The organism is Prevotella heparinolytica (assembly GCF_002998535.1).
Classification (GTDB): Bacteria; Bacteroidota; Bacteroidia; order Bacteroidales; family Bacteroidaceae; genus Bacteroides; species Bacteroides heparinolyticus.
On record NZ_CP027234.1, the window covers coordinates 3,350,237 to 3,368,387 of the forward strand.

The following is an 18,151-nucleotide window of genomic DNA, read 5'->3' on the forward strand; positions in this document are numbered from 1 at the left end:
TAATTTTGAATACTTCTTGAAAATAGTGGAATTTTAAATACTCATTCTAAATCTCAAATACAGTATGACAATGCCTACATTTGTTCAGGTTCTCGATTTTGTCGGTACGTTCGCGTTTGCCATCAGCGGCATACGTCTGGCTTCGGCCAAGCGGTTCGATTGGTTTGGTGCTTATGTGGTAGGTTTTGTGACGGCCATTGGCGGCGGTACGATACGCGACCTGCTGCTCGATGTCACTCCGGGCTGGATGACAGATCCCATTTATTTGATTTGTACCGGTCTGGCTTTGTTGTGGGTCATTCTTTTCGGGAAATACCTCATCCATTTGCACAATACGTTCTTCATTTTCGACAGCATCGGACTGGCTCTGTTCACCGTGGTGGGTGTAGGCAAGAGCCTTGCCGTGGGCTATCCGTTCTGGGTGGCCATCATCATGGGCAGCATCACCGGAGCGGCGGGAGGTGTGATACGCGATGTTTTCATCAATGAAATCCCGCTGATATTCAGAAAAGAGATTTATGCAATGGCCTGCGTGGTAGGCGGGACGTGTTATTGGCTTTGCGATTCGCTGGGGATGCAATCCTACGCTTGTCAGGTGATGGCGGGCACCACCGTATTCATTGTCCGCATATTGGCGGTGAAATTCAAGATATGTCTGCCCACCTTGTCGGGGCATGGGGGAGAAAAAGAGGAGCGATGATCATCGCTCCTCTTTCATTGTTTACCTTTTTAGTAATTAAAACAAGGCATCCTTGGTGTTGAACAACTTACGTTCGTTCAGTCTCACCACTTTGCCGTATTTTTCCAAGCGTTTCAGGTCGATGTCTTTCGGGTTGCCCATGATACCTATGGCATAAGGTTTACCCTTGATGTTCTCCTCATAGAACTTCACGATATCCTCGAATGTCAGGGCGTCGATCTTCGGCAGATTTACTGCGGCAGGATCTCCTTCATAGCCCATCTGTTGCAGTCTCTTGAGATAGCTTGCCTTATAGCGGAAGCCGGGATGCGTGCTCAAGGCCTCTTGACGCATGTAGCTTTTGATGTTGTCCATGCGTTCGGCGTTCTTCGGCATATTGTTGATAAGTTCCATGAATACATCTATGGCATCATTGGCTTTGTCGTTTTGTGTGCCGATGCTTCCTGACAAGTAGGTCGGATTCCCCTTTACCTGCGGGGTTACCACATAAGCTCCTGCCGTGTAGGCCATCGAGCGTTTTTCGCGTATTTCGTTGAGCACCAATCCGTTGAAACCTCCGGAGAAGTATTGGTAGAAGGCGTCGCGCAACACGTCGTCTTTCTTGTCATAACCTTGCATGGGCAGGAAGAAAGAGATCTGTGCCTGCTCGGTGTCGGAGTTGGGCAGGAAGTAGATGATGTTTTCCGTAACCTGTGCCAAGGCCTTGTCCTGGGGCGATTGGCTGGGGCGCTCATTGGCTACCAGCGGCAGGTTCTTGCTCAAGATCTCGTATACATTGTCGAAGGGCAGGGAGCCGCAATAGAAAATCTCGGCCTCGTAGTTGGCGGCACGGTTGATGTCTCCCGTCAGCTCGGCTATTTGCAATTCGTAGATTTCCTTGTCGGTCAGCTCGGTGATGTAGTCCGACTTGTCTTGGTAGCGGACATATTGGCTCAGTGCCTGATTCAGCAGGGAAACGTTCTCCTTGCGTTGCTGGCGCATACCCAGAAGGCTTCCCTTGATGCGGCTCAGCTGTTTGGCGTCCAGCTTGGGCATCAAGATCTGGCGTGCCAAGAGTTGGCAGGCCTGTGGCAAGGTCTCTTCATATCCTCTCATCGTGATGTAGAGGTAGTTGTCGTCAGCGTTCACGGAGTAGGTGGCATTGAGCTTGCTCAACTCTTCTTTCAGTTGCTGGGGTTCGTATGCTCCCATGATTCCGGCGTCGTTCATCAGGTTGGCGGCAATGCCCAGCTTGGGAAACTCGCGTTCTCCTGCGCCATATCTCAGGGTCAGACTGAAGATGTTGTTCTCCGGATTCTTCGTGTAGAACATTTGCGAACGTTCGTTCAGCTTCTTGGTCTGCACATCGCTGAAGTCGATGAACTTTTCCTCCACCTGCCCGATGGGCATGTTCTTGAACTGTGTGGCATAGAGCGACTGCTGGCCTACCGGAGGCTCGATGGCTTTGTAACCGGGCTTCTTCAGCTTGTTATCTTCTTTGGTTTTTCCTTTCTCTATGTACAGTGCCAGGTAATTGTCCGTCAGGTATTGTTTGGCCACGCGCTTGATGTCTTCGCTGGTGACGGCCATTACTTCTTCCTTGTAGTTCAGCACTTTGCTCAGGTCGGCCTCGTTGATGAAGGCTTCCATCAGTGCGTTTGCCTTGCTTTCGTTGGCCTCCATCCGCAAGTCGTAGTCGCGGCATATATTGTTCTTGATGGCCTCTACCAGCCAGTCGGGGAATTCGCCTTTGGCTATCTGCTCAATAGCCTTCAGCGCTTTCTTCTCGGCGCTCTTGTTCGATTCGAACCGGCGTTGGTTCTCGTCGTACAAGGGCATCACGCTTACGATGCAGCGTCCTTGTTCGCGCAGGGTGTTGAGAAATGCGTATCCGTTGGTCAGGTCACCGCTTATCACCAGTTTGTCCAGCGTTCCGGTGTTGTTGCTGTTCGACAGTAATTCCATGGCGATGTCCAGCGCCTTCTCGTCCGGATGTCCGGTGGGCACGCCCTTGTATACCAGTGCAACGCTGGGGTAATAGCCTATCTTGGCGGTGTGTTGCGTGCGTCCTTTTATTTCAAGTTCCGGATAGCTCTTTCTTTCGGGAATTCTTTTCTTGGGCAAGCGGCCGAAAGCGGCGTTGATGCGTGCGCTCACTTGCTGGGCATTGATGTTACCCACCAGCACCAGCACCATGTTCTCCGGCGTGTACCAAGTGTTGTAGAACTCTATCAGTTTGCTCAGGCGCGGGTTCTTCAGGTGCTCCGGAAGTCCCAATATGGGGCGCGAATAAGGGTGTCCTTCGAAAGCCTTGCCCATAAGGAACTGGTTCTGCACTCTGCCGGGGTTGTCTTGCGCACGGTTATACTCTTCGTATACGGTCTCCAGCTCCGACTGGAACGTGCGGAACACCGGATTGAGGAAGCGTTGCGACGAAATCTCCAGCCATTTGTTGATCTGGTAGGCCGGGAAAGAGTTATAGTAGACCGTGTAGTCGTAGCTGGTTCCTGCATTCAGGTTCTTGCCTCCCATGCTTTCCATCAGGTTGGAGAACTCGTTGGATACACTCACCTTGCCTGCCCGGATGGTCAGCTCGTTTATCTCCTTGCCGATGGCTTCTTTCTTCACCGGGTCGGCTTCTTCGGCCATTTCGTCATATTTGGCGATGATTTGCTTGTAGAGGGGTTCTTCGGCACTCCAGTCGAGCGTGCCGATTTTGTTCGTACCTTTGAACATGACGTGTTCCAGGTAGTGCGCAAGTCCGGTGTACTCTGCCGGGTCGTTCACCGAACCCGTGCGTACGCCAACGGCTCCATACACATCCGATTTCGTGTTGTCTTCCCATATATATACGGAAAGACCGTTTTTTAACTTGAAAGCCTTCAGCCCTTGTCCGAAAGAGGGCAGGGCAACTGCAAGGGCCATCAATAAAAAGAGTGATTTGAATTGATTTGGTTTCATGTAATGAAGTGTTTATAATTAAAGTGTTTTTGCCGGGAACATATTCAAGAATAAATTCCAGACGGCTTCTACATATGTAGGCAAAATTATGAAAAAATCACATTGCTTTTACGATTCTTTCGGAAAAAATGTTTCCGGGCGCGAAAAATGTGTCGTACAAGCAGTCGGACATCCGACAATATGATATATAACATATAATTCCGGGTGGATTTTTATGGGTTTCCATTAACTATATGTCAGAAGATTATTCTATATTTGTATATGTTAAGTTAACCAAAGAAAAAACATTTATTATTAACCACGATGAAAAAGGAAATCAAATTCAGTCTTGTTTACCGGGACATGTGGCAGTCTTCCGGTAAATACCAACCCCGGGTAGACCAATTGGAGCGCATCGCCCCGTTGATTGTTGAAATGGGCTGTTTCGCAAGAGTCGAGACAAACGGAGGAGCTTTCGAACAGGTGAATCTTCTGTATGGCGAGAATCCCAATAAAGCCGTTCGCGCCTTTACCCGTCCTTTCAGGGAAGCGGGCATCCGGACGCACATGCTCGACCGCGGTCTGAATGCGTTGCGCATGTATCCCGTTCCGGCCGACGTGCGCCGCTTGATGTATAAGGTGAAGCATGCGCAAGGGGTGGACATTACCCGCATCTTCTGCGGACTGAATGAGACCCGTAACATTATTCCTTCCATTAAGTATGCGCTGGAGGCAGGAATGATACCGCAGGCCACGCTCTGCATCACCTATTCCCCCGTACATACCGTGGAGTATTACGCCCGGATTGCCGACCGGCTCATCGAGGCCGGCGCGCCCGAAATCTGCTTGAAGGACATGGCGGGCATCGGCCGTCCCGGCATGCTGGGCATGTTGGTCAGGACCATCAAGGAGAAGCATCCCGACGTGCTGATACAGTATCACGGGCATAGCGGGCCGGGGCTTTCGATGGCTTCCATCCTTGAGGTATGCGAGAACGGAGCCGATATCATAGACGTGGCCATGGAGCCGATGTCGTGGGGAAAAGTCCATCCGGACATCATCTCCGTGCAGGCCATGCTGAAGGATTTGGGCTTCCAAGTGCCCGATATCAACATGAAGGCTTATATGAAGGCTCGTGCCATGACACAGGAGTTCATAGACGACTTTCTGGGCTATTTCATGGATCCCACCAACAAATACATGTCTTCGCTGCTGCTGAAGTGCGGTCTGCCCGGCGGCATGATGGGCTCCATGATGGCCGACCTGAAAGGGGTGCATGCCGGCATCAACATGATATTGCGGGGCAAGAACGAACCTGAGCTCAGCATCGACGACTTGCTTGTGATGCTGTTCGACGAGGTGGAATACGTATGGCCTAAGCTGGGTTATCCTCCGCTGGTGACGCCTTTCAGCCAATACGTCAAGAACGTGGCGCTGATGAACCTGATGCAGCTGATGAAGGGCGAAGAGCGCTGGACGATGATCGACAACCATACCTGGGATATGATTCTGGGCAAGAGCGGGCGCCTGCCCGGTGCGTTGGCACCCGAAATCGTGGAGCTTGCCAAGTCCAAAGGCTATGAGTTCGTGGATACCGACCCGCAGCTGAACTATCCCGACGCTCTGGACGAATACCGGAAGGAGATGGACGAGAACGGCTGGGCGTATGGCGATGACGACGAGGAACTCTTCGAGTTGGCCATGCACGACCGCCAATATCGCGATTACAAGTCGGGCATTGCCAAGAAACGCTTTGAAGACGATTTGCAACGCGCCAAAGATGCCGCCATGGCGAAGAGCGGATTCTCGGAAGAGGAAATCAAGAAGCTGAAGCGTGCCAAAGCCGACCCCGTTGTTGCCCCCTCCAAGGGACAGGTGCTTTGGGAAGTTTCCGTCGAAGGGCCTTCGTCCGAACCTTTCATCGGTCGCAAGTACCAGCACGACGAAGTGTTCTGCTACGTCTCCACACCGTGGGGAGAGTATGAGAAGGTGTGGACCGGCTTCACGGGGCGCGTGGTAGAGGTGTGCGCCAAGCAAGGCGATGTGGTCAACAAGGGTGATGTGATTGCATATATTCAGCGAAGCGACATCTTTGCTTGACGGCACGTGTACACTGAATAGGCGTAGCACGTTTGTCGGACAAAAGATGCAGTGGTTTCTCCTTAAAACAAGGAATATTTCAGGCGAGATACCGGGGCAAAACCGGTGTCTCGTCGTTTTTTTTATTATCAAGTGTAAGAAGCTTGCTCCCTGTCGTCCTTGATTCATACGGCTGCTTGCGCATTACAATGATTCTTAAAATAATTATGCTTAAAATAAGTACGATTAGATTATAATGCTTATCTTTGTAATGAACAATATAATATTTGTTAGTGAGATAATATCGCAGTTATGAATAATATAATAGCAGTTAATTTTTCTACTCCCGACGAGGTGGCGCTACAGATGGCGGCCAGAGTGAAGGCTCGGAGATTGGAACTGAATTTAACCCAGGAGGGATTGGCTGCAAGAGCCGGAATCAAGTTTGCCACTTACCGCAGGTTTGAGCAGACAGGAGAGATCTCCTTAAAGGGATTGCTCCGGATAGGATTTGCCTTGAATGCGCTCGCTGAGTTCGATACTCTTTTTGCGCAGAAGCAGTACCGGTCGTTGGACGAGGTGCTGAACGAACAAAGTATTACCCGTAAAAGAGGACAGAAGAATGAATAGTATCAGACAGATAGAGGTCATCCATTGCGATTTGTTGGTTGGGCGGTTGGCTCTGACCAAAGAAGGGTTGTGCGCGTTCGAGTATTCGGCCGGATGGCTTAATTCGGGATTTTCCATTTCGCCGTTTGAGTTGCCGTTGAGGAGTGGTGTCTTTATAGCAAAACCGCGTCCATTTGAGGGGGACTTCGGTGTTTTTGATGACTGCTTGCCTGATGGGTGGGGCTTGCTTATTCTTGATAGGTATTTGCAGCAGAAAGGCGTCAGGCTGCATACTCTGTCGTTGTTGGATCGCCTCGCATTCGTCGGCTCTGCAGGGCGCGGAGCTTTGGAATTCCGGCCGGACAGAAGCGTTGTTTCCAATCAGGAATATGCGGATTTTGAGAAGCTGGCATTGGAGGCGGAACGGATACTCGACAGTGATGATTATGCAGGAGAGGGGATTATTGAATTTCAGGACAGGGGAGGCTCTCCCGGAGGTGCGCGTCCCAAAATTTTCACCCGTTATGAGGGCAGGGAATGGTTGGTGAAGTTTCGTGCAAAGAGAGATTCTCAACGTATAGGGATAGAGGAATATCACTATTCGCTTCTTGCTAAGGAATGCGGGGTTGAAATGCCTGATACACGTCTTTTCGAGGACAAATATTTTGGTGTCGAACGTTTTGACCGTACGGCGGAGGGTAAATTGCATGTGGTAAGTGTTGCCGGGCTTATCGGTGCCGATTATCGTTTGCCCGGTATCGACTACAGGCATATTTTTCAGGTATGTGCGGCATTGACCCGTAGTGTCGCCGAGATGTGGAAGGTCTACCGTCTGATGGTATTCAATTATCTGATAGGCAATAAAGATGACCATGCAAAGAATTTCTCCTTTATCCGTCGCGACGGAGATTGGCATTTTGCACCGGCTTATGATTTGCTGCCTGCCGATGGCATCAACGGCTATCGTACAACTTCCATCAACGAAAGTATAGAACCAACGAAGGAGGATATTTTCGCTGTGGCCGTAAAAGCCGGATTGAATAAAAAGGAAGCGGTAGAGGTTTTTGAGAAGATGTGCGGCATCATTCGAGGGGCGTAAATGAATGTGCCTGATGCTTAAGGAGGTGGCTTTCTTCCGGGCATCGGGCACATTGTCTCTACAACTCCCTGTACTCCTTCCTTGCGTCGAAGCAGGGGCAAGCCTTGCGCACGGATTGGCCGAGCTGGTTGTGCCCCAGGATACGGGCATGGGGATAGTCTTTCCGCAATCGGCGCAGCAAATCCATCAGGGTGCATTTCTGGGCATAGGTGCGTGTGTCGGCCGGATGTCCGTCTTCATCAAGACCGCCTTCGTAGCAGATGCCGAGGCTCTTGTCGTTCCAGCTGGCGGCGTGGGCGCCGACCTGGTGGGCGGGGCGGCAGACGTGGTTGGTGAGCGGGTCGCAGCCCACGTCGTAACCATGGTCGTATTCGTCCCACAGTACGTTCAGCACCTCCTCCTTGCGTTCGCCCACGGTGATGATGTCTGCTGTGTGCTGCGGCTTGGCCGTGTCAATGATTTCGCGCACCACGTCGATGCCGTACTTCACCACCACGCCGGAGATATCCTTGCAGTCGTGCGGCAACATTGTGAGCAGGCATCGGTTGCCGAAGTAGTCGGACAGGTACTTGGTCCGCGTGCGCCCTGGCAGGTCGGTGTCGCCGTAAATCACGATGCTCTGCGCATAGTCCAGCCACGGGTCGAAGGCCTCGAAACTCTTGTGCAGGTCGCCCGCCGCCCCGTTGGGCACGCTGATGACAAAACAGATAGCCCGCTTCGCCGAGGGTGAGCGCATCCTTTCCGCCTTCGGTGATGATAAGCTTCAATATGTGCCCTTCGGCATTCCAATCTCTAATGTTCTGCTGACCACTTATCCCTAATCGCTCACGACCACTCCCTCCTCCTGCTCAAAGCGGTCGATGAGCCTGAGCAGCTAACGCGCCTTCTGCTCCTTGTTTTGGTTGATGAGGTGGAAGAACTTCCCCGCCTCGCTCGTTCCGGGCGTGCCCTCTTTGCACGCCCGGAAACCATCCCCCCTGGGGGCGAAAATTCTTTACCTTCATCTTCATTTTCTCCGAAAGACCTCTCGGAGGGTATATTATTGTTGATATAATTAGAATCTGTTTTTGAATTTATTTCAGCTTTTCAACAGTTTGACACGATTGGAAGCACATTAAAGGAGTAACCATCTTACCTTCGTACCAACCAAGTTCCTATCATGTTCTTATCATGTTCTTATCATGTTCTTTTGGAGGCGCTCGCCATAGACAAGAAGAAAACAAGAAAATGATAAAAGCGCATACCCTCTGTGAAAGACAGAAAACAACTTCTTAATTCGATTTTCTCGGATAGCCTGTACCGGCATGTGGGTACAGATTACCGTGCAATCCTGTTTATTTAATAAACTTCATTATTTATGACACACTTGAAGGCCCGTAAAGCCTCCGATCACGAAGCTTTCGGCACTTTTCTGATGCGCGAATTGTGCCGTCTGCACATCAGGCGCAGCGACTTTCGTGATGTCTGCCACATGAGCCAGACCTACCTTGAGGAAATCAAGCAAGGCAAAGGCAACTACGAGGTAGACTATTACGAGCACATCCTGCGCGCTTTTGAAGAGTTCACGGATGAGGAAGATGCCCATCGCATCTATGTGGAAGGCGTGCGCCTGCTCTTTCCCGGTCTGACGAAGAAAGACGGAGGACAAGAAGAGGTATGAAGCGGCACGCCGGTATGAAACCCTTTGTCAAGGCACGTGCGCCACCTTCCTCCTTGAGCCGGGAATCCCCACCGCCTCTTCTTATATTCTCCTCTCCTCCAATCCCTGACCTCTCCAATCTCTATTTTTTTTACTTTTTTCCTTCGAGATAAGCGGTAGAATATAAAAAAAGTTGTACTTTTGTCCCCGACAGTCGATTCCCGAATCGGGAAGAAGTGTGTTTTTCAATACGGAGCCGTTTTTTTATTTTGTCTCGCCTTATCCAAGTTCTCTTCCTGCAGTTTTTTTGTGAAAGAAAACGCGTGGGGGAAGCCCGAAATTAAGGCGGAAAGGAATTGAAACAAGCTCCGAACCTTTAGTATAGGTTGTGGAAAAAAATAAAAAAATAAGTTCGCCTAAGCCCTTGAAGATAGCGCCGGTTGCCGAAACCGACGACGCCGTAGGCGTATCTTTCCCCGATAAAAAGCCCGAAACCAAGCAGTGGTACATCGCCATTGTGGGCAACAACTCCGAGCGCATCTGCCGTGACAAACTCGAAGCCCGCATAGTCCGGCAGGCCGATGACGCCAAAGACTACGAAGTCTACGTCCCCGTCCGGCAAGAGCTTCGTGTCCGTGCCGACGGCAAGCGCCGCACCGTAGAGCGCATCCTTTTCCCCGCCATGCTCTTTATCCGTTGCACGGAGCAGCAGCGCCGCCGGGACATCGTGCACCTGCCCTACATCAAACGCTTCATGGTGAACATTGCTGCCAAACGTACCGACAGTGGCATGCGCTCCGTAGCCGTCATCCCCGACAGCCAGATGCGCAGCCTGAAACGGATGGTGAACGACGGCGACGGCGAAATAGCCATCGAACCTATAGATATCCCCCTTGGAGCCAAAGTCCGTGTCAACGGCGGCAAGCTCATGGGGCTGGAGGGATATGTGCTGGAAACCGGCGACGGAAAAACCAATCTGGTGATACGCGTGGATATGCTGGGATGCGCAAGGATGGAGATTGCGGGGGGGATGCTGGAGGTGATGGGGTAGGAGTTGCGACTGGAACTAGCAAACAAACTATACAGTTGATGAACTTGTGTTATTTGTATTTTTTAATAGAAAGTATTCAATGCTGTTTGGATTAGCAATTTTATAATAAATAATAATTATGTCAGTATTCAAAGATAAAGTCCTGTTAATCACAGGTGGTACTGGATCATTTGGCAATGCAGTATTAAGGAGATTTCTTGATTCAGATATTAAAGAAATCAGGATTTTGAGTCGAGATGAGAAAAAACAAGATGATATGCGTCATTTTCTTCAGGCTAATCGTGCTGATGTGGCCCACAAAGTGAAATTTTACATCGGTGACGTACGCCAGCGCGAGGCTGTAGATTTTGCAATGGCCGGCGTAGATTATGTTTTTTCAGCTGCAGCATTGAAGCAGGTTCCTTCGTGCGAGTTCTATCCGATGGAAGCTGTTCGTACTAATGTGGAAGGTACTAATAACGTGCTTCTTTCTGCCATCTCACATGGTGTTAAGAATGTCGTTGTCCTCTCTACTGACAAGGCTGCTTATCCGATTAATGCTATGGGAATTTCTAAAGCTATGATGGAGAAAGTTGCTATCGCTCAGGGTCGCGCACTTGGTGCTGATGCAAAGACTACTATATGTTGTACACGTTATGGCAACGTTATGGCTTCTCGTGGTTCTGTTATTCCTCTTTGGGTAGAGCAAATGATGGAAGGTAAGCCGATAACAATTACAGATCCTAATATGACTCGCTATATGATGACCCTCGATGATGCTGTGGATCTCGTCATTTACGCTTTTGAGCACGGGAATAATGGTGATCTTTTTGTGCAGAAAGCTCCTGCAGTTACATTGGAAGTACTCGCAAAGGCTCTCAAGGAGATATATGCAAAAGTAAATCCTGAGTTTGGTAAGACAGAAGTCAAGGTTATTGGTACCCGTCATGGTGAGAAACTTTATGAAACTCTTGTCACTCGTGAGGAGATGCTTCGTTCAGAAGATATGGGTAATTATTTTCGTATTCCTTGCGATTCTCGAGACCTCAATTACGACAAATTCTTTACCGAAGGTGATGATGCAATCAGCCGTACAGAGGATTATCACTCACACAACACCCGCAGGCTAGATGTTGAGGGCATGAAAGAGCTTCTCCTCAAACTGAATTTCATTCGTGAAGATCTCGGACTCCAATCTCGTGCAAAATCACGTGATTATCGTTCTGAATAAGAGTTGCATTATGGACAAACTTCCCAAATTGGATTATAGTGATATCCACTGGCAGGAAAACGGTAAACTTAAACTTATCATAGTAGTAGGTACTCGCCCTGAGATAATCCGTCTTGCTGCCGTTATCAATAAATGTCGAAAGTATTTCGATCTCATTCTGGCTCATACCGGACAGAATTATGACTACAATCTCAATGGTATTTTTTTTCGTGATCTCAAGCTTGCCGAACCGGAAGTTTATATGGATGCAGTTGGTGATGATCTTGGTGCTACTTGTGGAAACATTATTAATTGTTCGTATAAGTTATTCGCTACTTTGAAGCCGGATGGAGTACTCGTTTTGGGTGATACCAATAGTTGCTTGTCTGTTATTGGTGCAAAGCGTCTTCACATTCCTATATTCCATATGGAGGCAGGTAACCGTTGCAAAGACGAATGTCTTCCGGAGGAAACTAATCGTAGAATTGTGGATATCATTTCTGATGTCAATATGGCTTATTCAGAACATGCTCGCAGATATTTAGCCGATTGTGGCCTTCCAAAGGAGCGTACTTATGTAACTGGTTCTCCTATGGCAGAAGTCCTCCATGAGAATCTTGCAGAGATTGAAGCATCTGATGTTCACAAACGTCTTGGACTTAAAAAGGGGGAATATATTCTTTTAAGTGCTCATCGTGAAGAAAACATTGATACTGAGAAAAATTTCCTTTCTCTCTTCAATGCTATTAATGCCATGGCTGAAAAATACGATATGCCCATCCTCTATAGTTGTCATCCCCGGAGTAGAAACCGGTTACAAGCTTCAGGCTTCAAGTTGGATAAACGCGTTATTCAGCAGGAACCACTTGGTTTTCATGATTATAATTGTCTCCAGATGAATGCCTTTGCTGTGGTATCAGATTCTGGTACACTTCCCGAGGAATCCTCTTTCTTTACCAGTATCGGTCATCCGTTCCCGGCTATTTGCATTCGTACCTCCACAGAACGTCCTGAGGCAATTGATAAGGCAGGCTTTATCATTGCAGGTATTGATACGAAGTCACTCCTTCAAGCTGTTACCACTGCAGTTGAACTTTGTAAAGACGGTCAGCACGGGATTCCTGTTCCTGATTACATAGATGAGAATGTCAGTACCAAAGTCGTTAAGATTATTCAGAGTTATGTAGGCATCGTCAACAAGATGGTGTGGAGAAAATTTTAAATCTATGAAAGTGTTAGTTACAGGATCAAAAGGGTTCGTCGGTAAAAACCTTTGTGCTCAACTTAATAACATCAAAGATAATAAGGCTCGCTGGTATAAACTTCCCGAAGCTATTGAGGCTGTTTATGAGTATGATATTGATTCCACTCCGGAACAACTTGAAGAATGGTGCAAGGAATGTTCCTTTGTGTTCAACCTTGCAGGTATCAACCGACCAAAGGATCCGGAAGAGTTTATGAAAGGAAATTATGGTTTTACCACTACACTTCTTAACACACTTAAGAAATATGCTAATACCTGTCCTGTTATGCTTTCCTCTTCTTCTCAGGCTGCTCTTGATAATCCTTATGGACTTTCCAAAAAGGCAGGAGAAGAACTGATGTTTCAATATGGAAAGGAGACAGGAGCCAAGGTGCTTGTATATCGTTTTCCTAATCTTTTTGGAAAGTGGTGTCGCCCTAACTATAATTCTGTAGTAGCGACTTTTTGTTATAATATTGCTAACGGACAACCTATTCAGGTTAATGATCCAAGCGTCATGCTCAACATGGTTTATATTGACGATGTGGTTGATGCTTTAATAGCATGTCTTTCTGGCCATGAATATAAAGAGGGTAAGTATTGTTATGTACCTAATGTATATAAGGTGCGCCTCGGTGACATTGCCGATCTTATCTATTCTTTTGATAAGGGGAGATATAATCTTCAGATTCCTTGTGTGAGCGATAGCTTTCGCAAGGCGCTTTATTCTACTTACGTTTCATATCTTCCGGAGAGTAAGATTGCATATCCTCTTGAAATGAAAATTGACGATCGAGGAAGTTTCTCTGAGTTCATTCGTACTGAAAACCATGGTCAAGTATCTATCAATATATCCAAACCCGGTGTCATAAAAGGACAACATTGGCATCACAATCTTGTAGAACGTTTCCTTGTAGTCAGTGGTCATGGTCTCATTCAACTTCGTAAGGAAGGAGTTGACGAGAATGGTGCTCCTTATCCGGTTCTTAATTATGAGGTCAGTGGTGATAAATTACAAGTAGTTGAGATGATAGCCGGTTACACCCATAATCTCATTAATTTGTCAGATACCGAGAATATGGTGACTGTTATATGGGCAAACGGTTGTTTTGATCCTGACCGCCCTGATACATATTTCGATCCTGTGGAATCTAATAATAAGTAAATATAATGTTCAATAATAAAACAATACTTATTACAGGTGGTTCTGGGCTTTTTGGCCGTTGTTTCATTGAAACAATCCTTCGTGACTATCCTGGGGTTAGAAAAATTATTGTTTTCTCACGTGATGTACAGAAACATAATGATATTCTTCAACTATATCCCGGGAAACAGTTTTCGCAGTTACGCTTTTTCTTAGGTGATGTGCGTGATAAGGAACGCCTGATCAGAGCTTGCGAGGGCATCGATATTATTATTCATGCAGCTACCATAGCATCCGTCGAATCTGCAGAATATAATCCGGAAGAATGTATTAAGACTAATATAATCGGTGCTCAAAATGTAATTGATGCGGCTTTCAAGTGTGGAGTGCATGATGTGGTTGCGCTATCATCTGATAAAGCATGTGCTCCTCTCAATCTTTATGGAGCTACCCAATTAGTCTCTGACAAGCTTTTCGTTGCTGCTAATAACATGAAAGGCTCAAAGGATATCCGTTTCTCTGTAGTGCGTTATGGTAATGTGATGGGTAGTAAAGGTTCTGTTATTCCATTATTTCTTTCTCGTAAGGAACTTGGCGGTAGAAGCCTACCCATTACAGACAAGCGAATGACCCGTTTTATTATTTCTAATCAAGAAGTCGTTACAGCTGTAGAGTTTGCTTTAGAGAATCATATTGGAGGAGAAATTTTTATTCCAAAGGTTTCTTCCTATCGCATCACTGATCTTGCTACAGCCATTGCTCCCGAAATGGAGCAAAAGGAGGTTGGCATTCGTGCCGGTGAGAAGATTCATGAGGAACTTATCTCGGCGGCCGATAGCATCAACACTATTGACCTTGGTGATTATTATGCAATTCTTCCTTGTATCTCTTTCACTGGTCATCGTGGCAAAAATAATTATACTGCTCATTACAACGCCCAACCTGTTGCTGATGATTTTCACTACAGTTCTAACGATAATCCTGTTCAGGAGACAGTTGAATCCCTTCGAGATAAGATTAAACTCTATATCAATCCGTCATTAAAATTATAACTAAATGATAGAAAATGTTATTCCTTATGGTCGCCAATATATTTCCGATGACGACATTCAGGCTGTGATAACGACCCTTAAGTCTGACTACTTGACTTGTGGTCCTGCTATTCCCGAATTTGAAAAAGCGTTTTGTGAATACGTGCATGCAGACTATTCGGTAGCGGTATGTAATGCTACAGCCGCTCTCCATATCGCAGCAATGGCTCTTGGGGTAAAGGAAGGCGATAATATTATCTGTACGCCTATGACTTTTGCTTCCTCAGCCAATTGTATACGTTTCTGTGGAGGCAATGTCAAGTTCGTTGATATAAACCCTACAACATTTCTGCTTGATATTGACAAATTGAAAGAAACTCTTGCAGCTTCTCCAAAGGGTACTTATAAAGGTATGGTTCTTGTTGATTTTGCCGGCTATCCTCATAATATGGAAGAATATCGTAGAGTGGCTGATGAATATGGAATGTGGATTCTAGAAGATGCATGTCATGCTCCTGGAGCTTATTTTATAGATAGTGCAGGTGATAAGGTTTATACAGGTTGTGGCAAGTATTCTGATATCACTGTCTTTTCTTTCCATCCTGTTAAACACATTACCACAGGAGAAGGTGGTATGGCATGTACTCAAAATAGGAATCTCTATGAGAAGATGGCACTTTATCGAACTCATGGTATCACTCATGATGTTGACAAACTCCAGCGTAAGGATGGACTTTGGTATTACGAGATGCAGGAACTTGGTTATAATTACCGTATTACTGATATTCAAGCAGCTCTAGGTACATCTCAACTCAAACGTGCACGTCGTAACGTAGAGATTCGCCGTGAACTTGTCCGTAAGTACAATGAGGCTTTGGCTGATGTCGAAGGTATCAAGACACCATATGAAGCTCCTGATGTTTATCATGCATACCATCTCTATATCATTCAAGTGGAAGACCGTCTTGGACTCTATAACTTCCTGCGTGAGAACAAGATCTACGCACAGGTGCTCTATTATCCGCTCAACCTCATGCCTTACTACAAACAGTTTGGAAATAAGGAGGGTGATCTTCCAATAGTTGAGGATTATTACAAGCATTCTCTCGCACTTCCTATGTTCCCAACATTGACAGATGAGGAGCAGCAGTATACAATCTCTGAGGTCAAAGAATTTATATGTAAGTAAAATGAAAAACTTATGTATTATACCTGCACGAGGTGGTAGTAAGCGCATACCTCGTAAGAATGTGAAGCGTTTTCTTGGTAAGCCAATGCTTGCTTATTCCATTGAAGCGGCTCTTAAAACAGGGCTCTTTGATGAAGTTATGGTTAGTACCGATGATGAAGAAATAGCAGAAGTTGCGCGTCAATATGGGGCTAAGGTTCCATTTATGAGAAGTGCTGAGACGGCAAACGACTTTGCAACAACAGCGGATGTCCTTAATGAAGTAATCAGTAATTATAAAGCTTCCGGGATAGAATTCGATAATTTCTGTTGCATTTACGCTACAGCTCCAATGACGCAAAGTGAGGATATTACAGCAGCTTACGAACGTCTTCTTTCTTCTGACTTCACAGTCGTATATCCTGTGGTTCAATTTTCTTATCCTATTTGGCGTTGTCTTGATTTGGCGGAAGATGGAACCATGAAACGTCATTGGCCGGAGTATGAAAATAGCCGTAGTCAAGATCTTCCAAAGGAGTATCATGATACGGGTACGTTCTATTGGTATAAAACAGCAGGATGGCTTTCTGGAAATATCAAAATCGGTGGTGTCGAGGTTGATGAAACTCGTATCCAAGACATTGATACAGAAACCGATTGGAAGCTTGCTGAAATGAAATATAAATTGTTGTTTAATGACAAAGCGTAAAGTCTACTTTCGGGCAGATGCAAGTGCAGATATTGGTTACGGTCATTTCATTCGTAGCCTTGCACTTGCCGATATGCTCAAAGATGATTTTGAATGTATCTTTTTTACCCAAAATCCTTCAGAATATCAGAAGAATGAGGCAGAAAATGTATGTAAACTTGTAGAATTGCCTTGTGACAATAGTAAATTTGAAAACTTTTTATCTTATCTGCAAGGTGATGAGATTGTAGTATTAGACAATTATTTTTATACTACTGAATATCAAAAGCTAGTAAAGGGCAAAGGCTGTAAATTGGTATGCATTGATGATTTACATGATAAACATTTCTATGCAGATTTAATAGTAAATCATGGTGTTAACGATAAATCATTATATGAAAATATCATAGAACCTTATTCAAAATTATGCCTTGGTTTAGAATATTCACTTCTTAGAAGGCCTTTTTTACTCCAATCTTCAATTAAAACTAGAAATGAAGATATTGTAGTTTGTTTTGGAGGTGCAGATCCTCTTCGTTTGACAGATAGAGTTGTATCAATGCTATTAAAAATAGCTATACCTTATAATATTAAGGTTATATTAGGCGAAAAAGTATATCTGTCAGATGAAAATCGAAAGAGGGTTGATGTTTTAAGTAATCTTAGAGCGAACCAAATGGCAATGCTTTTTGACCAATCAAGTGCTGGAATTTTTTCAGCAAGTACTGTGTGTATTGAAGCCTTAAGCAGGAATTTGCCTATAATAGCAGGCTTTTATGTAGACAACCAATATGATTTTTATCGTATGTTAGAACAAAATGGTTACATAATTCCATTAGGTCAACTTCAAAATGTGACGACTGGTAGATTGGAAAATGCAGTAGAGAAATTAAAAATCTTTGTTTCAAAACATTTAGAAAGAGCGGATATAGCTTCCAATATTATAAAAGCATTTAGATCGATTTGATAGTATAGGTATACATTAGAAGGCATCAAGAACTTATGATAGATATTAATAAAAAGCAAGAATATAAGAGTAGTAAATATATATTTAAGTCTTTCTTGGAATTATCAGACCAAGAAAAGAAAATGATACTGGAATGGCGTAATTCTGAGTCGATAAAAAAATGGATGTATAATAAAAATGAAATTCAATTAAAGGAACATCTTGAATTTATAGATAATTTAAAAGAACGCAATGACAGGTATTATTGGCTAGTTATGTCATTTAAAGGTAATTATATTGGTGTAGTTAATATAAATGATATTGATAAAGCTTCTGACACAGCGGAACTAGGTTTGTATATGAATCCTAAATCAGGAGAGCTGGGCTACAACTATGTTCGTGAATGTTTTTATTTTTTCTTTAATATTCTTGATTTTGGTCATTTATATTGTGCAGTGGCAGAGAATAATCGAAATGCCTTATTGATAGATGCGTTTTTGGGTTGTGAATTCTCTTCTCAAAAGAAGGTGGATGGAGATAATTATCTAGTTAGTACAAACTTAGATAGAAATCTCTTTATGGAAAAGTATGATCTTAAGATTAGAGACTATATTAAGTTTTGTAAAGCAGGATTGAAGTAATAGAA

General features: G+C 45.4%; 15 protein-coding genes and 1 pseudogene. 14 read left to right on the top strand and 2 right to left on the bottom strand.

Going from position 1 to position 18,151, the window contains the following annotated elements; all coding sequences use genetic code 11:
• The first annotated feature begins 70 nt into the window (after positions 1 to 70).
• Entirely contained in the window at positions 71 to 700 is a 630-nt protein-coding gene (locus C3V43_RS13490; protein WP_106070608.1) for a trimeric intracellular cation channel family protein, read from the top strand.
• A gap of 36 nt (positions 701 to 736) precedes the next feature.
• On the opposite strand, the gene C3V43_RS13495 is transcribed toward C3V43_RS13490, so the two are convergent.
• Positions 737 to 3,640 (bottom strand): M16 family metallopeptidase, encoded by a 2,904-nt coding sequence (locus C3V43_RS13495; RefSeq protein ID WP_106070203.1) that lies wholly within the window; start codon positions 3,638 to 3,640, stop codon positions 737 to 739.
• 303 nt (positions 3,641 to 3,943) lie between these two features.
• On the opposite strand from C3V43_RS13495, the gene C3V43_RS13500 reads away from it, so the two are divergent.
• The 3 genes from C3V43_RS13500 (at position 3,944) to C3V43_RS13510 (ending at position 7,406) form a co-directional block, all read left to right on the top strand.
• Positions 3,944 to 5,719 (top strand): hydroxymethylglutaryl-CoA lyase-like TIM-barrel protein, encoded by a 1,776-nt coding sequence (locus C3V43_RS13500; RefSeq protein ID WP_106070204.1) that lies wholly within the window; start codon positions 3,944 to 3,946, stop codon positions 5,717 to 5,719.
• 291 nt (positions 5,720 to 6,010) lie between these two features.
• Positions 6,011 to 6,328: a helix-turn-helix domain-containing protein gene (locus C3V43_RS13505; RefSeq protein ID WP_106070205.1), complete on the top strand. Its 318-nt coding sequence runs from the start codon at positions 6,011 to 6,013 to the stop codon at positions 6,326 to 6,328.
• Positions 6,321 to 7,406 carry a type II toxin-antitoxin system HipA family toxin gene (locus C3V43_RS13510; RefSeq protein WP_106070206.1) on the top strand — a complete coding sequence of 362 codons (1,086 nt, stop codon included), beginning with the start codon at positions 6,321 to 6,323 and terminating at the stop codon, positions 7,404 to 7,406. Before C3V43_RS13505 ends, C3V43_RS13510 begins: the two co-directional genes overlap by 8 nt.
• A 58-nt stretch (positions 7,407 to 7,464) precedes the next feature.
• On the opposite strand, the pseudogene C3V43_RS15005 reads toward C3V43_RS13510, so the two are convergent.
• A pseudogene (locus tag C3V43_RS15005) lies at positions 7,465 to 7,734 on the bottom strand (N-acetylmuramoyl-L-alanine amidase); the annotation flags it as partial.
• Between the two features lie 1,029 nt (positions 7,735 to 8,763).
• On the opposite strand from C3V43_RS15005, the gene C3V43_RS15015 reads away from it, so the two are divergent.
• The 10 genes from C3V43_RS15015 to pseH all read left to right on the top strand — a co-directional run bounded on the left by C3V43_RS15015 (position 8,764) and on the right by pseH (position 18,146).
• Positions 8,764 to 9,066 (top strand): hypothetical protein, encoded by a 303-nt coding sequence (locus C3V43_RS15015; RefSeq protein WP_235655858.1) that lies wholly within the window; start codon positions 8,764 to 8,766, stop codon positions 9,064 to 9,066.
• Positions 9,067 to 9,433: 367 nt separating this feature from the next.
• Positions 9,434 to 10,096, top strand: coding sequence for a transcription termination/antitermination NusG family protein (locus C3V43_RS13525; RefSeq protein WP_235655859.1), 663 nt, complete (start codon positions 9,434 to 9,436; stop codon positions 10,094 to 10,096).
• Between the two features lie 118 nt (positions 10,097 to 10,214).
• Entirely contained in the window at positions 10,215 to 11,306 is a 1,092-nt protein-coding gene (locus C3V43_RS13530; RefSeq protein WP_106070207.1) for a polysaccharide biosynthesis protein, read from the top strand.
• A gap of 10 nt (positions 11,307 to 11,316) precedes the next feature.
• Positions 11,317 to 12,507: a UDP-N-acetyl glucosamine 2-epimerase gene (locus tag C3V43_RS13535; protein WP_106070208.1), complete on the top strand. Its 1,191-nt coding sequence runs from the start codon at positions 11,317 to 11,319 to the stop codon at positions 12,505 to 12,507.
• Positions 12,508 to 12,511: 4 nt separating this feature from the next.
• Positions 12,512 to 13,693 carry a capsular polysaccharide biosynthesis protein CapF gene (locus C3V43_RS13540; protein ID WP_106070209.1) on the top strand — a complete coding sequence of 394 codons (1,182 nt, stop codon included), beginning with the start codon at positions 12,512 to 12,514 and terminating at the stop codon, positions 13,691 to 13,693.
• Positions 13,694 to 13,698: 5 nt separating this feature from the next.
• Positions 13,699 to 14,724 (top strand): UDP-N-acetylglucosamine 4,6-dehydratase (inverting), encoded by a 1,026-nt coding sequence (pseB, locus tag C3V43_RS13545; RefSeq protein WP_106070210.1) that lies wholly within the window; start codon positions 13,699 to 13,701, stop codon positions 14,722 to 14,724.
• Positions 14,725 to 14,728: 4 nt separating this feature from the next.
• Entirely contained in the window at positions 14,729 to 15,892 is a 1,164-nt protein-coding gene (pseC, locus tag C3V43_RS13550) for a UDP-4-amino-4,6-dideoxy-N-acetyl-beta-L-altrosamine transaminase (protein ID WP_106070211.1), read from the top strand.
• A 1-nt stretch (position 15,893) separates the two neighbouring features.
• Positions 15,894 to 16,580: a pseudaminic acid cytidylyltransferase gene (pseF, locus tag C3V43_RS13555; protein WP_106070212.1), complete on the top strand. Its 687-nt coding sequence runs from the start codon at positions 15,894 to 15,896 to the stop codon at positions 16,578 to 16,580.
• Entirely contained in the window at positions 16,567 to 17,526 is a 960-nt protein-coding gene (gene pseG / locus C3V43_RS13560) for a UDP-2,4-diacetamido-2,4,6-trideoxy-beta-L-altropyranose hydrolase (protein WP_106070213.1), read from the top strand. The genes pseF and pseG overlap by 14 nt, the downstream gene beginning before the upstream one ends.
• 35 nt (positions 17,527 to 17,561) lie before the next feature.
• On the top strand, positions 17,562 to 18,146 hold the full coding sequence (gene pseH, locus C3V43_RS13565) for a UDP-4-amino-4,6-dideoxy-N-acetyl-beta-L-altrosamine N-acetyltransferase (RefSeq protein WP_106070214.1): 585 nt from the start codon (positions 17,562 to 17,564) through the stop codon (positions 18,144 to 18,146).
• The last annotated feature ends 5 nt before the right edge of the window (positions 18,147 to 18,151 follow it).

What these genes read in the sequence shown, in the direction of transcription:
- C3V43_RS13490 (WP_106070608.1), top strand. Translation starts at nt 71, where the DNA reads ATGCCTACATTTGTTCAGGTTCTCGATTTTGTCGGTACGTTCGCGTTT.
- C3V43_RS13495 (WP_106070203.1), bottom strand. Translation starts at nt 3,640, where the DNA reads ATGAAACCAAATCAATTCAAATCACTCTTTTTATTGATGGCCCTTGCA.
- C3V43_RS13500 (WP_106070204.1), top strand. Translation starts at nt 3,944, where the DNA reads ATGAAAAAGGAAATCAAATTCAGTCTTGTTTACCGGGACATGTGGCAG.
- C3V43_RS13505 (WP_106070205.1), top strand. Translation starts at nt 6,011, where the DNA reads ATGAATAATATAATAGCAGTTAATTTTTCTACTCCCGACGAGGTGGCG.
- C3V43_RS13510 (WP_106070206.1), top strand. Translation starts at nt 6,321, where the DNA reads ATGAATAGTATCAGACAGATAGAGGTCATCCATTGCGATTTGTTGGTT.
- C3V43_RS15015 (WP_235655858.1), top strand. Translation starts at nt 8,764, where the DNA reads ATGACACACTTGAAGGCCCGTAAAGCCTCCGATCACGAAGCTTTCGGC.
- C3V43_RS13530 (WP_106070207.1), top strand. Translation starts at nt 10,215, where the DNA reads ATGTCAGTATTCAAAGATAAAGTCCTGTTAATCACAGGTGGTACTGGA.
- C3V43_RS13535 (WP_106070208.1), top strand. Translation starts at nt 11,317, where the DNA reads ATGGACAAACTTCCCAAATTGGATTATAGTGATATCCACTGGCAGGAA.
- C3V43_RS13540 (WP_106070209.1), top strand. Translation starts at nt 12,512, where the DNA reads ATGAAAGTGTTAGTTACAGGATCAAAAGGGTTCGTCGGTAAAAACCTT.
- pseB (WP_106070210.1), top strand. Translation starts at nt 13,699, where the DNA reads ATGTTCAATAATAAAACAATACTTATTACAGGTGGTTCTGGGCTTTTT.
- pseC (WP_106070211.1), top strand. Translation starts at nt 14,729, where the DNA reads ATGATAGAAAATGTTATTCCTTATGGTCGCCAATATATTTCCGATGAC.
- pseF (WP_106070212.1), top strand. Translation starts at nt 15,894, where the DNA reads ATGAAAAACTTATGTATTATACCTGCACGAGGTGGTAGTAAGCGCATA.
- pseG (WP_106070213.1), top strand. Translation starts at nt 16,567, where the DNA reads ATGACAAAGCGTAAAGTCTACTTTCGGGCAGATGCAAGTGCAGATATT.
- pseH (WP_106070214.1), top strand. Translation starts at nt 17,562, where the DNA reads ATGATAGATATTAATAAAAAGCAAGAATATAAGAGTAGTAAATATATA.